This is a genomic window from Streptomyces barringtoniae, assembly GCF_020819595.1.
Taxonomy (GTDB): Bacteria; Actinomycetota; Actinomycetes; order Streptomycetales; family Streptomycetaceae; genus Streptomyces; species Streptomyces barringtoniae.
Genome location: NZ_JAJHNP010000010.1, coordinates 325,126 through 340,741 on the forward strand (window position 1 = coordinate 325,126; position 15,616 = coordinate 340,741).

Sequence of the window (15,616 nt, forward strand, 5' to 3'; positions counted from 1 at the left end):
CCGCTGATTCACCGGGACACACCCACCGCATCGCGGGACACCCGCTGACCCGGCGGGACGCCCCCTGCTTCACTGAAAGAAACCCGTTGCTCCACCGAGCGGCTGAACGGGCCAACTGACGAGGAGACGGCCGCAATGACCTGGCTGATCACCGGCGGTGCCGGATACATCGGGGCACACGTCGTACGGGCGATGACCGAGGCGGGCGAACGCACGGTCGTCTACGACGACCTGACCACGGGCGTCGCCGAGCGCATCCCGGCGGAGGTCCCCCTGGTGCGGGGCTCCGTCCTGGACGCCGAGCTCGTGGCCCGCACGCTCGCCGAGCACGAGATCAGCGGGGTCGTGCATCTGGCGGCGAAGAAGCAGGTGGGCGAGTCGGTGGAGCGCCCGCTGCACTACTACCGGGAGAACGTCGAGGGCCTGCGCACCCTCCTGGAGGCGGTGACGCGGGCGGAGATCCCGTCCTTCGTCTTCTCCTCCTCGGCGGCCGTGTACGGCATGCCGGACGTCGACCTGGTGACGGAGGAGACCCCCTGCCGGCCCATGTCCCCCTACGGCGAGACCAAGCTCGCCGGCGAGTGGCTGGTCCGCGCGGCGGGCAGGGCGACCGGCATGTCCACGGCGTCCCTGCGCTACTTCAACGTGGCGGGCGCGGCCGGCCCGGAACTCGCCGACACCGGCGTGTTCAACCTCATCCCCATGGTCTTCGAGAAGCTCACCGAGGGCGCCCCGCCGCGCATCTTCGGCGACGACTACCCGACGCCGGACGGCACCTGCGTACGCGACTACATCCACGTGGTCGACCTGGCCGAGGCCCACGTCACCGTCGCCCGCGCCCTGGCCTCCTCCCCCGGCACCGACCTGACCCTCAACATCGGCCGCGGCGAGGGTGTGTCGGTCCGCGAGATGATCGACCGCATCAACGCGGTCACCGGCTACGACCGCCCGCCGACCGTCACCCCGCGCCGCCCCGGCGACCCCGCCCGCGTCGTCGCCTCGGCCAGCCGCATCGCCACGGAACTGGGCTGGCAGGCCAAGTACGACGTCCAGGACATGATCACGTCGGCCTGGGAGGGCTGGGTACACCACCACCCGGAGGCGGCGCGGTCGTAGACGACCACCGACGGACCAGGGGCCGCTCCCCCACCGCGGCCCCGCCCCGGCCAAGCACCCACCCGCGGAGCTGCGGGTAGTCGTGCCACCGGAACGGCACCCACCCACCAACGGCACCCATGCCACCGCACCCGCGGAACTGCGGGCCGCCGGGGCGGCACGGGTGGGCGCAGCGGCACCCCGCCCGCGCGGACGAACGAAACACCCCGTCGCCCGACCGCGGGCACCCCGCACCCCACCAGCGCCGCCAAGCAAAACACCCCGGCGCCCAGCGGCAGCCCCGGCAAGCGAGACCCCGTCAGGCGCGCGGCAGCGCACGGGGCGGTCACAAGGCCTTGAGCGCCCCCGCCGTAGCCCGAGCCAGCTTCTCCAGGTAGCCCTTCGGCAGCTTCGGGGAGCGGATGACCACCGCGCGCCAGTACAGCGGACCGGAGATCAGGTCGAGCGCGAGGTCGGGGTCGACGCCCGCCCGCACCTCCCCCCGCTGCTCCGCCGCCGCCACGATCTTGCTGGCCACGCCCTCCTGCCCGTCCCGCAGCGCCTTCTGGAAGGCGTCGGCGATGTCGGGATTGCGGGCGGCCTCCGCCTGGAGGTCGGGGATGATCTGCGAGGCGACCGGGTGGCGCAGGGCGCGGGACGTGACCTCGTACAGCAGGCGCAGGTCGCCTTCCAGAGAGCCCGTGTCGGGGACCGGCAGACCCAGTACCGCCATCGCCGACACGACGTCCAGGACCAGGTGCAGCTTGGACCGCCACCGCCGGTACACCGCGGTCTTGCCGACGCCCGCCCGCCGCGCGATGCCCTCGATGGACATCCGCGCGTATCCGACGGCCGCGAGTTCCTCGAAGACCGCCGCCCGGATGGCCTCGGTCACATCCTCCCGGAGTACGGCGGCCCCGGCAGGGGTCCGGCGGCGCACACGCGTCGCGGGTTCGTCGGCGTTCGTCGTCATGACTCACAGCATAGGGCGTTACGACGAAACGGTTGCGTTCCGACGTCGATTGGTTCTACGCTCACGATGCGACGATACGGTCCCGTTCCGACGTAAGAGAACGTGAAGAGAAGCGTAAGGAAACGAACGCACGTCGGACGGCGGGTCCCCGACGCGCCCCGGCCCCGGCCGGACGCACCACCCCCTCCCCCCGAGCGAAAGCAGCGGATGTGAGCCAGGTCCTCGACACACCGCCCCCCACCCAGGCCCCGGCCGACGACGACCTCGCGGCACTGGCCGCCCGGCACGGCCTGTCGGTCAGTGGCGCCCGCCCCTCCCTGCCGGAGTACATCCGCCAGCTGTGGGCCCGGCGCCACTTCATCACCGCCTTCGCCACGGCCAAGCTGACCGCGCAGTACAGCGAGGCCAAGCTCGGCCAGATCTGGCAGGTCATGACCCCGCTGCTGAACGCGGCGGTCTACTACTTCATCTTCGGCGTGCTGCTCGGCACCAAGAAGGGCGTCCCGGACTACGTTCCGTTCCTGGTCACCGGCGTGTTCGTGTGGACGTTCACGCAGAGTTCGATCCAGGTCGGCACCCGGGCGATCTCCGGCAACCTGGGCCTGGTCCGCGCCCTGCACTTCCCGCGCGCCGCCCTGCCGATCTCCTTCTGCATCCAGCAGCTCCAGCAGCTGCTGTTCTCGATGGCCGCGCTGGTCGTCATCCTGCTCTCCTTCGGCCTGCCGATCACCGTCGGCTGGCTCCTGGTGATCCCCACGCTGATCCTGCAGTTCCTGTTCAACGCGGGCATGGCGATGATCATGGCGCGGATGGGCGCCAAGACCCCGGACATCGCCCAGCTGATGCCGTTCGTGCTGCGCACCTGGATGTACGTGTCGGGTGTGATGTGGAGCATCAGCAAGCTCACCAAGAAGGACAACCTGCCGCACATCGTCACGGTCATGCTGGAGAACAACCCGGCCGCGATCTACATCGACCTCATGCGCTACGCGCTGATCAAGAGCTTCCACGCCAAGCAGCTGCCCCCGCACGTGTGGGCGACCGCCACCGGCTGGGCCCTGCTCGCCGGCGTCGGAGGCTTCATCTACTTCTGGAAGGCTGAGGAGAAGTACGGCCGTGGCTGAGCAGACCCCCACCGAGAAGATCCCCACCGTCGTCTGCGACGACGTCGACATCGTCTACCGAGTCAACGGCACCGGCTCCGGCCGCGGCTCCGCCACCGCCGCCCTCAACCGCATCCTGCGCCGCAAGCAGACCGAGAAGGCGGCCGGGGTGCGCCGGGTGCACGCGGTGAAGAAGGTGTCGTTCGTCGCCTACAAGGGTGAGGCGATCGGCCTCATCGGCACCAACGGCTCCGGCAAGTCGACGCTGCTGAAGGCCGTCGCCGGGCTGCTCCCCGTGGAGAACGGCCACATCTACACCAACGGCCAGCCCTCCCTGCTCGGCGTCAACGCGGCACTGATGAACGACCTGACGGGTGAACGCAACGTCTACCTCGGCGGGCTCGCCATGGGCATGACGCGAGAGCAGGTCAGGGAGCGTTACGACGACATCGTCGACTTCTCCGGGATCAACGAGAAGGGTGACTTCATCACCCTGCCGATGCGCACGTACTCCTCCGGCATGGCCGCCCGGCTGCGCTTCTCCATCGCCGCCGCGAAGGACCACGACGTGCTCCTCATCGACGAGGCGCTGGCCACCGGAGACCGCAGGTTCCAGATGCGCTCCGAGGAACGCATCCGCGAACTGCGCGAGAAGGCGGGTACGGTCTTCCTGGTGAGCCACAACAACAAGTCGATCCGCGACACCTGCGAGCGGACCCTGTGGCTGGAGCGCGGCGAGCTGCGCATGGACGGGCCGACCGAGGACGTCATGAAGGAGTACGAGGCCTTCAGCGGCGACAAGAGCGACAAGACGACGAAGAAGAAGCCGGCACCCGACAAGGCGGCCTGAGCGAGGTCGGAGCGGAGCGGGCCCGGGGTAAGAAGACGGCATAAAAGTTACCGAGAGGGAAACCGTAGGCCACGGAACGCCTTCTTCCTCCTTGGGCTGTTCTTACTCCGAGCGCCGTTATCCCTTTCATCCGCTTAGTGACAGTATGTTATGAAGGGTGACCCCAACCGACCGACCGAAGGAGTCCACCGCGATGCCCCAACTCAGCGTCATCGTCTACGGACCGAACGCACAGGGGCATCTGACGGAGTTGCTGGACTCCCTGGAAGCCCGCCCGCTCCCCGACGCCGAGGTCGTCGTCGCCGCGGTCGGCGACTGGGCGCGGGAGACGGCCGAGGGCCACGCCCCCGAGACGGTGGTCGTCCCGCTGCCGGAGGGCACCGGTGACGCGGCGGCCCGGGCCGCCGGCGCCGCCCGCGCGACCGGCCGCTGGCTGCACTTCGTCCACGCCAAGGACAGCCTGCCGGCCGGCGCCCCCCGGCTGATCGCCGAGCGGACCGCCGAGCTGGACGCCGCGGACGGTGCCGGGGTGGACGTACTCGTCTTCGACCACGTCACCACCACCTGGCAGACCGCCGCCACCCCCTCCCGCGACGGCCGGCTCCTCGCCGCCGTCGGCCGCGACAGCCTGCCCCTGGACGAGGCCGCCGACCTGCTGCGCCTCACCCCGCTGCTCGGCAACCGCGCCCTGCGCGCCGAGTTCTGGCGGGCACACGAGGAGCACCTCACCACCGACGACGAACCGCAGGCCGCACACGCCGCCCTGCTGCACGCCGGCCGCGTCGCCTGCCTGAACCAGGCGGCGTACGAGAACCGTGAACTGCGCCCCGAGAGCCTGCCGCCGCTCGCCCCCGAGGACCGGTTCGAGCTGATCGAGCGCTACGAGTCGCTGCTCGCGCTCGCCAAGGACCGCCGCGCCGCCCGCACGGTGCTGTACGACCTGATGATGCGCGACCTGGTGCGCACCTTCGCCGGCGAGAACCTGCCCGACGCGGTGGCCCGCGAGTTCTTCCGCCGGGCCTCCCTCGCCGCGGTCCGCTGGCGCCCCGAGAACCACGAGCACCCGGCCGGTGTGGAGGGCGTACGTCACGCCCTGCTGGAGGAGGGCGCGTACACCAAGTACCGCGCGTTCCAGGCCGCCAACCGCGCCCGCCGCGCCGCCAAGAAGGCCGTACGGACCCGGAAGAAGCAGGTCGGCGCCAAGCTCCGCGACCAGCAGTACCGCCGCGCCCTGACCCGCCCGGTCGACCCGAACCTGGCCGTGTTCGCCGCCTACTGGGAGCGCGGGGTGGCCTGCAACCCGGCCGCGATCGCCGCAGAGCTCCGCGAACTCGCCCCGCACATCCGCCCGGTGTGGGTGGTGTCGAAGAGCAACGAGGCCCTGCTGCCGCCCGGCACCGACCATGTGATCCCCGGCACCCGCCGCTACTGGGAGACCCTGGCCACCGCCAAGTACCTCGTCAACAACGTCAACTTCCCCAACGCGGTGGTCAAGCGCTCCGACGCGATCCACCTCCAGACCCACCACGGCACCCCGCTCAAGCGCATGGGCCTGGACCAGATGGAGCACCCGGCCGCCGCCAAGGGCCTGGACTTCGACGCCCTGCTGGCCCGCATCGACAAGTGGGACTACAGCGTCAGCGCCAACAGCCACTCCACCCGCATGTGGGAACGCGCCTACCCGGCCCGCTACACCTCGCTGGACCACGGCTACCCGCGCAACGACGTCTTCTACTCGGCCACCGCCGCCGACGTCCGCGCAGCCCGCGAGCGCCTCGGCATCCCGCGCGGCAAGACGGCCGTCCTCTACGCGCCCACCCACCGCGACTACGAGGCCGGCTTCACCCCGCGCCTGGACCTCGCCGCCCTCGCCGACCGCCTCGGCGAGGACACGGTCCTGCTGGTCCGCGCCCACTACTTCTACGGCGGCGCCGCCTCCCCGCTGACCGGTCTGCGCCGCTCCGGCCGGATCATCGACGTCTCCTCCTACGACCCCGTCGAGGAGCTGTGCCTGGCCGCCGACGCGCTGGTCACGGACTACTCGTCGATCATGTTCGACTACGCCAACCTCGACCGCCCGATCGTCGTCTACGCAGACGACTGGGAGACCTACCGGACCACCCGCGGCGTCTACTTCGACCTCATGACCGACCACCCCGGCCAGGTCGCCCGCACCCAGGAGGAGCTGACGGAGATCTTCGCCTCCGGCGCCTGGCGCGACGAGAGCGCGACCAAGGCTCGGGCCGCCTTCCGGCGCCGGTTCTGCGAGTACGACGACGGCCGCGCCGCCGAACGGGTCGTACGACGGGTGTTCCTGGGCGAACCGGAGGAGTCACTGCCACCGGTGGTCCCACTCGAGGAACGCACCCCCGCCCCGACCCCCGAGGAGGCCTCGGCATGACGACCCCCGACGTGACGGTGACGGTCATCGTCTTCAACGACGCCGCCCGCCTTCCCCGGGCGGTCGCCTCGCTGCGCGCGCAGACGCACGCGAACATCGAGATCATCATCAGCGACGACCACTCCACGGACGACACGCCCGCGGTGGCGCGCCGGCTGGAGTCGGAGGACTCCCGCATCCGCTACCTCCGCCTGCCGGAGAACAGCGGCGGCTGCAGCGCCCCGCGCAACCGCGCGATCGAGATCGCCCGGGCGCCGTATCTGATGTTCCTCGACAGCGACGACGAACTCCCGCCCCGCGCGGTCGAGTTGCTGCTCGCCGCACACCGCGAGCGCGAGGTGGACTTCACCATGGGCGCGGTGCGCCGGGTGCGGGTGGACAACGGCCGACGCACGACGTGGATGCCGCACCTGGTGGCCGAGCGCCGCACGGTGGAGGGCATCGAGGCCGACCCGCGGCTGCTGTTCGAGCACCTGTCGACCAGCAAGATGTACGCGCGTTCCTTCCTGGACCGGCACGAGCTGCGCTTCCCGGAGGGCATCCACTACGAGGACCAGCTGTTCTCGGCGCAGGCGTACTGCCTGGCGCAGGCGTTCACGATCATCCCGGACCCGGTGTACGTCTGGTACATCGACCCGTTCGCGGCGGCGGCGACGGCCTCGATCTCGAACCAGCGGCACAAGGTCACCAACGTCCGCGACCGCGTCCACGTCCAGCGTCTGATCGACGACTTCCTGGTGGAGAGCGGGCACGCGGGGCTGCGCGAGGACAAGGACTACAAGTTCCTCAAGCACGACTTCCGGATGTACGCGGGCGACCTGCCCTACCGGGACGAGGAGTGGCTGACCGCCTTCGCCGACATCATGAACCCGTACCTGGAGACGCTGTCCCCGGGTGCGTTCGCCCGCCTGCCCCGCCACGAGCGGGTGGTGCTGGAGCTGCTGCGGGAAGGCCGCCTGGACGACGTCCGGCTCGCGGCCCGCGGTCTCGGGCACGGGGTGGCGCCGCGGCAGGTCACGGCCGACGCGTCCGGTGTCCCGTACTGGGGCGGCAGCGTGCCCTCGTCCGACCGCACGCGGGGCGAACTGGACGTGTCGGACCTGGAGCTGGACACGCGCCCGTTCCCGAGCGCGCAGTTCCGTCACGAGATCACGGAGCTGACTCCCGGCCCCGGCGCCTCGCTCACCCTGGCCATCCGCACGTACGACCCGGGTCTGCGCCTGCCGGTCGGCCCGCAGCGAGCCGGCCTGGTCCTCTCCCCCGGCAACCGCCGGATGACGGTCCCCTTCCGCCTGGACCCGGTCCGTCCCGGCCTCTTCGAGGGCACGGTCCGCCTGGACCTGGCCGAGGCCCCGCTCCCCCTGCAGGGCTTCGCCGGCGTACGCCACCCCCTGGTCCGCCTCCAGCAGCAGGGCCTGTCCAACTCCGGCATCCTGCTGGCCCCGCTCACCTTCCCCACCCGCACCGCCCGCATCGACTACCGCTCCGGCGCGACCCCGCACGAGGTCACCATCGAGCCGGAGGGCCGCAACCCGGGCCGGCTGCAGCTGCGCTGGCGCCCGGTGGGAGTCACGGCCCGTGTCATCCGCCCGGTCGTGCAGAGGGTTGCCCGCCCGAAGGTCCGCAAGGCGGCGAAGCTGCTGTCCAGCGTGCTGAGGTAAGAGGGCGGCTTCGAAGCGCCGCCGGGGTGCGGGTCCGTGGGCGACTGCGGGCCCGCCGTGGCACGCTGTCAGCGCCGGTGAGCCACCCCACCCCCGCCCGGCGACAGCTCAGGGCACCACTCGGTACAGGACCTGGGCGGACGGGCCGGTGGTCACCTTCCGAAGACCCGGTCCCGCCAGGCTCTTCGGGCCCACGACCCACTTCACGCCGTACTCCCGCAGAATCCCGGCCCGGTCGGCAGCGGACGTCCCCGCGGCGAAGTAGCGGGCAACCGCATCCTCCCGCCGCGCGGCGTCCGGCAGGAACACGTCCGGATAGCCCGGCGCCACGGTGTACGGCCCGTACGCGGGGATCTGCCGAGCCGGCGTCGTCCGGGCCATCACCACGTCCCCGTACTTCACCCACGGCGTGATCCAGTGGTACCCCACCCACGGCGTCCGGTACTTCGCCGCGAGCGCCGAAGGCAGGGCCGCCCTCCCGGTCACATAACCGAGCGTCCCGGCCTGCGTCCACGCGCCGACCAGCAGGGCGGCACCCAGCACGCACGCCCAGCCCACCCGTACGGCCCGCCGTCCGGCCGAGACGACCTCCAGCGCGGCCGCGAGCTGCGCCGGGATCAGCGCGGCGGGCAGGGCGCGGCCCCAGGAGTAGTGGCCGGACAGCCCGCCCGCGGCGAACACCAGCACGCCGAGGACGAAGAACAGGACCAACGGGTCCCAGCGGTCGCGGCGGAAGCGCAGCACCAGCGCCGCCACCCCGAGCAGCACCAGGCCGAACCGTGCGGCCAGGTCCTCGTACAGCGGCTTGTGGATGGCCTCCAGGTCCGCGCCGGCGGAGAAGAGGGAGAAGAAGTCGTAGTACGGCCACAGCCACAGCAGGAGCAGGCCCAGGGCGAGCGCGGCGGACAGACGCAGCAGCACCGGGCGGGGCGGTCGCGCCGCGATCACCATCGCCAGGGCGCCCAGAGAGGCCACCACGCCGGTGAACTGGTGGCACAGCAGGATCAGCGCCCAGAGCACGCCGAGCCACAGCCACCTTGCCCACGCGGCCTGCTCCCGCATCGCGCGCGTGAGCCAGGCCCAGAAGTGGAAGGTGAGGCCGAGCGCGAGGACGCTGGGGTAGGACACCGTCAGCGCAAGGGAGTTCAGGCCCAGGAAGCCGGACCAGTTGAACAGCAGCGGGCCCCAGAGGAAGAGCAGGCCGAGCAGGGCCAGGGCGGGGGCCGCGCGGTGCGGGGACAGGGTGCGGACGTACCGCCAGACGCCGGTGACCAGCAGGGACAGGCCGACCAGCGCGGCCAGCCGCAGGACCACGAACACCGACAGGCCGGTCAGCTTGGCGACCACGCCCAGGACCAGCATCCACGGCGAGAAGTAGGGGCTCGGCGTGTCCGCATCGACCAGCGGGTTGCCGGGGTGGAACGGATTGTGGCTCAGGCGCTGGACCGTGGCCGCGTGCATGCCGAGGTCGCCCGCCCAGGGCAGGCGGACGATCACCAGGAGCAGCAGTACGACGACGAGCGCGGCGGCGGCCTGCGGCAGGGCGCGGCCGGCCCGCGCGGCGCGCGGCGGGGGCGGTGTACGGCTCACCCGCTCAGTATCAGACGGTGCGGTGTGCATCCTGCTGGAACACCCAAGTGCGGTAGACGAGGAACCGGAAGGCGGAGGCCAGCACGATCGACAGTGCCTTCGCCGCATTCGATTCCAGCACGCTGTGCAGGCCGAGACCGTGGTAACCGAGCCAGAACAGGCCGATTTCCATCACGACACCGAGGCCGCTGAAGACGAAGAACAGGGTGATCTGACTGCGCGTGCGCGAGGACCGGTCGCGATAGGCGAAATAGCGGAAGCCCAGGTAATTGGTCGCCATGGCGATACAGCTGGCCAGGACGGTCGCGGTCATCGCCTGCCAACCCAGGCCGCGCAGCAGCAGGTTGAAGACCAGGAAATTGACGAGGACCCCACTGCCGCCGACGATCCCGAATTTCACGACCTCCAGCACGACCCGCCTGACGGGCCGCCGCGCCGGAGCCGGCGCGGGGGGCGCCGCCGGGCGGGTCTCGGTGATCTCGGTGAGTTGAACAGTCACAGCCCAGACCCTATCCGAAGGCCACCGATTAGCAGGAAACGGTAAATTCGCTGATCGTTTTTGGCTAAGGGTCGGCAAGAAAGGGAACGCCCCGGGCCGATATGTCGTCGGCCCGGGGCGCTCTCACCGTCGTACGGCTATGCACTCACTGTCGTACGGCTACGAGTGCGTGCGCAGCAGCGTCCGCATCGTCCGCATCGCCACCGAGAGGTTGGCGAGGTCGAAGGTCTCCGAACCGCGGATCTCCTCCAGGGTGGTGCGCGCCCGGCTCAGGATGGGCGCGTTCTTCTGCTCCCAGGCCTTGAAGCGCTGCTCGGGAGTGGAGGTGCCGTTGCCGACCGCGAGGACGTCCGCGGTGAGCGCCGCGTGCGCCGCGTACAGGTCCTCGCGGATGGAGGCGCGGGCCATGGACTGCCAGCGGTCGGCGCGGGGCAGCTCGATGATGCGGTCCATCAGCTGGGTGATGTTCAGCCGGTCGGCGAGGTCGTAGTAGACCTCGGCGACGTCGAGCGCCTCCTTGCCCATGCGGTCGGCCACCGACACGATGTCGAGCGCCGGGAAGGCGGAGGAGAAACCGGCCACGCGCGTGGCGAGTTCGTCCGGGACACCGGCCGCGGACAGCTCGTCGTACACGTGCTGGTACCACTCCAGGTCCGCGCCGCGCAGCAGCTTCGGCAGCTCCTGCCAGACCCGCTCGACCCGCTCGGCGAAGAACTCGACCGTCTCGGCGAGCTGCAGCGGCTGCGGCCGGTTGTTCAGCAGCCAGCGGGTGCCGCGCTCGACGAGGCGGCGCGAGTGCAGCCGGATCCGGGTCTGGACGGCCGCGTCGACCTTGTTGTCCAGGGCCTCCACCGCGTCCCACACCGGGGCCGAGGAGAAGATCGCGCGGGCCGCGGTCTGGGCGCGGACGATCTCCTCCAGGGAGGCTCCGGTCTCCTCGCGCAGACGGTGCAGATACGTCGTACCGCCCGTGTTGACCGTGTCGTTGACCAGCACGGTCGTGGTGATCTCACGGCGCAGCGGGTGGTTGTCGACCGCGTCCGCGAACCGCTCGCGCAGCGCCGTCGGGAAGTAGGCGTGCAGCAGGCTGCGCAGGTACGGGTCGTCCGGCAGCGAGGTGTGCAGCAGTTCCTCGGCGACCGTGATCTTCGTGTACGCCAGCACGACCGCGGTCTCCGGGCCGGTCAGGCCCTGCCCCTGGCCGAGGCGCTCGCGGATCTGGCGGTCGGTCGGCAGGAACTCCAGCGCCCGGTCCAGGTGGCCCTCGCGCACCAGGTGGCGGATGAACCGCTGCTGGGCGTGGAGCATGTCCTTGGCCTGGAACAGGGCGTTGGCCAGGGCGGTGTTCTGCGCGTAGTTGTTGCGCAGGACCAGCGCGCCGACCTCGTCGGTCATCTCGGCGAGCAGCTTGTTGCGCTGCTTGACGGTCATGTCGCCGTCCGCGACCAGGCCGTTCAGGAGGATCTTGATGTTCACCTCGTGGTCGGAGGTGTCCACGCCGGCGCTGTTGTCGATCGCGTCGGTGTTGATCTTGCCGCCGTGCGTGGCGAACTCGATCCGGCCGAGCTGGGTCAGGCCCAGGTTGCCGCCCTCGCCGACGACCTTGACCCGCAGGTCGGCGCCGTCGACGCGGATGGCGTCGTTGGCCTTGTCGCCGACGTCCGCGTTCGACTCCGCCGACGCCTTCACGTACGTGCCGATGCCGCCGTTCCACAGCAGGTCCACCGGGGACTGCAGGATGGCCTTCATCAGGTCCGCCGGGGTCATCTTGGCGACCTTGCCCTCGATGCCGAGGGCCTCGCGGATGTGGGCGTTGACCGGGATCGACTTGGCGCTGCGCGGGAAGATCCCGCCGCCCGCCGAGAGCAGCTCGGTGTTGTAGTCGGCCCAGCTGGAGCGGGGCAGCTCGAACAGGCGGCGGCGCTCGGCGTAGGAGGTGGCCGCGTCCGGGGTGGGGTCGATGAAGATGTGCCGGTGGTCGAACGCGGCGACCAGCCGGATGTGCTCGGACAGCAGCATGCCGTTGCCGAACACGTCACCGGACATGTCGCCGATGCCGACGACCGTGAAGTCCTCGGACTGCGTGTCCACGCCCAGCTCACGGAAGTGCCGCTTGACGGACTCCCAGGCGCCGCGCGCGGTGATGCCCATGCCCTTGTGGTCGTAGCCCGCGCTTCCACCGGAGGCGAAGGCGTCGCCGAGCCAGAAGTTGTACTTCTCGGCGACCCCGTTGGCGATGTCCGAGAAGGTCGCGGTGCCCTTGTCGGCGGCGACGACCAGGTAGGTGTCGTCACCGTCGTGCCGGACCACGTCCTGCGGGGGCACGACCTCGCCGGCGACCATGTTGTCGGTGATGTCGAGCAGCGCCGAGATGAACGTCTTGTAGCTGGCGATGCCCTCGGCCAGCCACGCGTCGCGGTCCTGCGCCGGGTCCGGCAGCTGCTTGGCGACGAAACCGCCCTTGGCGCCCACCGGCACGATGACGGTGTTCTTCACCATCTGCGCCTTGACCAGGCCGAGGATCTCGGTACGGAAGTCCTCACGCCGGTCGGACCAGCGCAGACCACCGCGCGCGACCTTGCCGAAGCGCAGGTGCACACCCTCGACGCGCGGCGAGTACACCCAGATCTCGTACGCCGGACGCGGCGCCGGCAGGTCCGGGATGGCCTGCGGGTCGAACTTCATGGAGACGTAGTCGTGCGGCTTGCCGCCGAGCGCCTCCTGGAAGAAGTTTGTGCGCAGGGTCGCCTTGATGACGGTGAGGAAGGACCTGAGGATCCGGTCCTCGTCCAGGCTCGCCACCTGGTCCAGGGCCGCGTCCAGCTCCTCCAGCAGGGCGTCGGTGATCTCCAGGCCGGCCTTCTGCCGGTCCGGCGACATCCGCGCCTCGAACAGCGAGACCAGCAGGCGCGTGGTGTGGACGTTGTTGCGGAGGGTGTCCTCCATGTAGTCCTGCGAGAAGGTCGAACCGGCCTGCCGCAGGTACTTGGCGTAGGCGCGCAGCACCATCGCCTGCCGCCAGGTCAGCCCGGCGCTCAGCACCAGGGCGTTGAAGCCGTCGTTCTCCGCCTTGCCGGTCCAGGTGGCGGCGAAGGCCTCCTGGAAGCGCTCGCGGGCGTCGTCGGCCAGGTGCTCGCCGCTGACCGCCTTGGGCATGCGCAGACCGAAGTCGTAGATCCAGGCGGTGGTGCGGTCGGCGCAGCGCAGCTCGTACGGCCGCTCGTCGGTGACCTCGACGCCGAGGCGGCTGAGCACCGGCAGCACCTTGGAAAGGGAGACGGTGCCGCCCTTCTGGTAGATCTTGAACCGGCGCTCCTCCGGCCCGGCGCCCACCGGCTCGTACAGGCTCAGGCTGAACGTCTTGTCCTCGCTGAGCTGCTCCAGGTGGACCAGGTCGGCGACCGCGGCGCGCGGGGTGTGGTCGGCCTTGTAGCCCTCGGGGAAGGCGTGGTTGTAGCGGCGCAGCACCTCGGCCGCGTGCTCCTCGCCGCACTCGGCGGTCAGCGCCTCGGCGAACGCGTCGGCCCAGGACCGGGCGGCCTCGACCAGGCGGGCCTCGATGCGGTCCTTGTCGGCGTCCGACAGTTCGGGCAGCACGGTGCCCGGCGGGACGCGGACGACGAAGTGCAGCCGGGACAGGATCGACTCGGTGTTCCAGGCGGTGAAGTCGACGCTGACGCCGCCGAGCTCCTCCTTGAGGATGTCGATGATCCGCAGCCGGACACCGGTGGTGTAGCGGTCGCGCGGGAGGTAGACGAGGGCCGAGTAGTAGCGGCCGTACTCGTCCTGGCGCAGGTAGAGCCTCAGGCGCCGCCGCTCCTGCAGATAGAGCACCGAGGTGGCGATGGGCTCCAGCTCGGTCACCGGCGTCTGGAACAGCTCGTCGCGCGGGTAGGTCTCCAGGATCTGGAGCAGGTCGCGGCCGTCGTGGCTGTTCGGCGAGAACCCGGCGCGCTCCAGTACCTCGTCGACCTTGCGGCGGATGACGGGGACCCGGCGCACGGACTCCGTGTAGGCGGCGGAGGAGAACAGACCGAGGAAGCGCCGCTCACCGACGACGTTGCCGTCCGCGTCGAACTTCTTGACGCCGACGTAGTCCAGGTACGACGGCCGGTGCACGGTGGCGCGGCTGTTGGCCTTGGTCAGCACGAGCAGCTTGTGCTCGCGGGCCTTGGCGCGGGCGTCGGCCGGCAGCCGCTCGAAGGACGGGCTGACCGGGTGCTGCTCGTCCTCGGCGTGGTGCGGGTCCGAGCGCAGTATGCCGAGACCGGTGCCGGGCACGGCGGCGAGCGTGTCGTCCTCGCGCAGCTCGTATTCGCGGTAGCCGAGGAAGGTGAAGTGGTCGTCGGCCAGCCAGCGCAGCAGCTCGCGGGCCTCCTCGACCTCGGGCCGGGGCAGATCGCCCGGGACGGGCTCGCTCTCCAGGCCGTCGGCGATCCGGGTCGCCGACTCCCGCATCTTCTCCCAGTCCTCGACGGCCTCGCGCACGTCGGACAGCACGCGCAGCAGATCGACGGTGATCTGCTTCAGGTCGGCGCGGTCGGTCTCGCGGTCGATCTCGACGTGGATCCAGGACTCGAAGTGCGCGTCGTGCGGCAGGTCGCCGCCCGGCGGGGTCGGCAGCACCTCGATGAGCTTGCCGGTGAGGTCGCGGCGGACGAGGAACTGCGGATGGACGACGACGTGGATCCCACGGCCCCGCCGGGTCAGCTCATTGGTGACCGAGTCGACGAGGAAGGGCATGTCGTCGGTGACGACCTCCACGACCGAGTGGCTGCAGGTCCACCCGTTCTCCTCCACGGTCGGGGTGTGGACCCGCACGTTCGCCGTGCCCTGGGGGCGGTTCTCGGCGAGACGGTAGTGCGAGACCGCGGCGCCGAAGACGTCGACCGGGTCGCGGTCGGCGAGGTCTTCCGGGGCGGTGTGCAGGTAGTAGCGCTGGAGAAAAGCGAGCATGGACTCGCTGTCCGGGGTGTCCGGGGAGCCCTCGCCCTCGGTCCCGGTCGGTAGGTGCCCCCCGACCGGGCTGTTCTCAGCTACCCGGGCGGCCCTCTCGAGCAGCTCGGCCTTGGCTTCGTCCAGCTTGGTCTGCATTGTCCTCTGACTCCTGTCGCGCGCCGTTGCGTGACGTAGAAGGAAGTACGGTCTCTTTCCCTCCGGCTCGACGCCACGGCCCGGGGTGTCCGGTCCGCTTCGACGCTATGCCGTGAGGTGAGATGAGCGGGGGGAATTCGGCCATTCTCGACACGCCCGTCGGGTGTGACGCTGCTCTCGGCGCCGCCGTGTCCAGGGTTCTCCTCGGCGTCCCGGAGGCTCCTGTGGCCCCGTCCCGCCCGCGAAGACCAGCGACCGCCGCCCGGTCACGGAGGTGTTCCGTGCAACCCGGGCGCAGGGCAGGAGCAGGATCGCCCCCGCGAGATATCGCGCTGATCACGCCACAAGGC

General features: G+C 70.7%; 9 protein-coding genes. 5 read left to right on the forward strand and 4 right to left on the reverse strand.

Translation table 11 applies throughout. From position 1 onward, the window contains the following. Nucleotides 1–135 precede the first annotated feature (135 nt). Nucleotides 136–1,116 carry a UDP-glucose 4-epimerase GalE gene (galE, locus tag LMU33_RS20695; protein ID WP_228621974.1) on the forward strand — a complete coding sequence of 327 codons (981 nt, stop codon included), beginning with the start codon at nt 136–138 and terminating at the stop codon, nt 1,114–1,116. Nucleotides 1,117–1,441: 325 nt separating this feature from the next. Here the strand turns inward: galE and LMU33_RS20700 are convergent, their stop codons facing one another. Continuing rightward, nucleotides 1,442–2,068, reverse strand: coding sequence for a TetR/AcrR family transcriptional regulator (locus LMU33_RS20700; protein WP_228621975.1), 627 nt, complete (start codon nt 2,066–2,068; stop codon nt 1,442–1,444). A gap of 209 nt (nt 2,069–2,277) precedes the next feature. Here LMU33_RS20700 and LMU33_RS20705 point away from each other — a divergent pair, with 209 nt between their 5' ends. The 4 genes from LMU33_RS20705 to LMU33_RS20720 all read left to right on the forward strand — a co-directional run bounded on the left by LMU33_RS20705 (nt 2,278) and on the right by LMU33_RS20720 (nt 8,083). Further along, nucleotides 2,278–3,192 (forward strand): ABC transporter permease, encoded by a 915-nt coding sequence (locus tag LMU33_RS20705; protein ID WP_228621976.1) that lies wholly within the window; start codon nt 2,278–2,280, stop codon nt 3,190–3,192. Continuing rightward, nucleotides 3,185–4,021: an ABC transporter ATP-binding protein gene (locus LMU33_RS20710; RefSeq protein ID WP_228621977.1), complete on the forward strand. Its 837-nt coding sequence runs from the start codon at nt 3,185–3,187 to the stop codon at nt 4,019–4,021. The genes LMU33_RS20705 and LMU33_RS20710 overlap by 8 nt, the downstream gene beginning before the upstream one ends. A 193-nt stretch (nt 4,022–4,214) precedes the next feature. Continuing rightward, entirely contained in the window at nt 4,215–6,422 is a 2,208-nt protein-coding gene (locus LMU33_RS20715; RefSeq protein WP_228621978.1) for a CDP-glycerol glycerophosphotransferase family protein, read from the forward strand. Then, the gene (locus LMU33_RS20720) at nt 6,419–8,083 is read left to right on the forward strand and encodes a glycosyltransferase family 2 protein (protein WP_228621979.1); all 1,665 of its coding nucleotides are present in this window, start codon (nt 6,419–6,421) and stop codon (nt 8,081–8,083) included. The genes LMU33_RS20715 and LMU33_RS20720 overlap by 4 nt, the downstream gene beginning before the upstream one ends. A 108-nt stretch (nt 8,084–8,191) precedes the next feature. Here the strand turns inward: LMU33_RS20720 and LMU33_RS20725 are convergent, their stop codons facing one another. The 3 genes from LMU33_RS20725 to LMU33_RS20735 form a co-directional block, all read right to left on the reverse strand. Next, complete coding sequence (locus tag LMU33_RS20725; RefSeq protein ID WP_372478025.1) at nt 8,192–9,703, reverse strand: hypothetical protein; 1,512 nt, start codon at nt 9,701–9,703, stop codon at nt 8,192–8,194. Next, nucleotides 9,684–10,172, reverse strand: a complete 489-nt coding sequence (locus LMU33_RS20730) for a GtrA family protein (RefSeq protein WP_228621981.1) — start codon at nt 10,170–10,172, stop codon at nt 9,684–9,686. The genes LMU33_RS20725 and LMU33_RS20730 overlap by 20 nt, the downstream gene beginning before the upstream one ends. A 159-nt stretch (nt 10,173–10,331) precedes the next feature. Beyond that, nucleotides 10,332–15,266: an NAD-glutamate dehydrogenase gene (locus LMU33_RS20735; RefSeq protein WP_228621982.1), complete on the reverse strand. Its 4,935-nt coding sequence runs from the start codon at nt 15,264–15,266 to the stop codon at nt 10,332–10,334. Nucleotides 15,267–15,616: the final 350 nt, after the last annotated feature.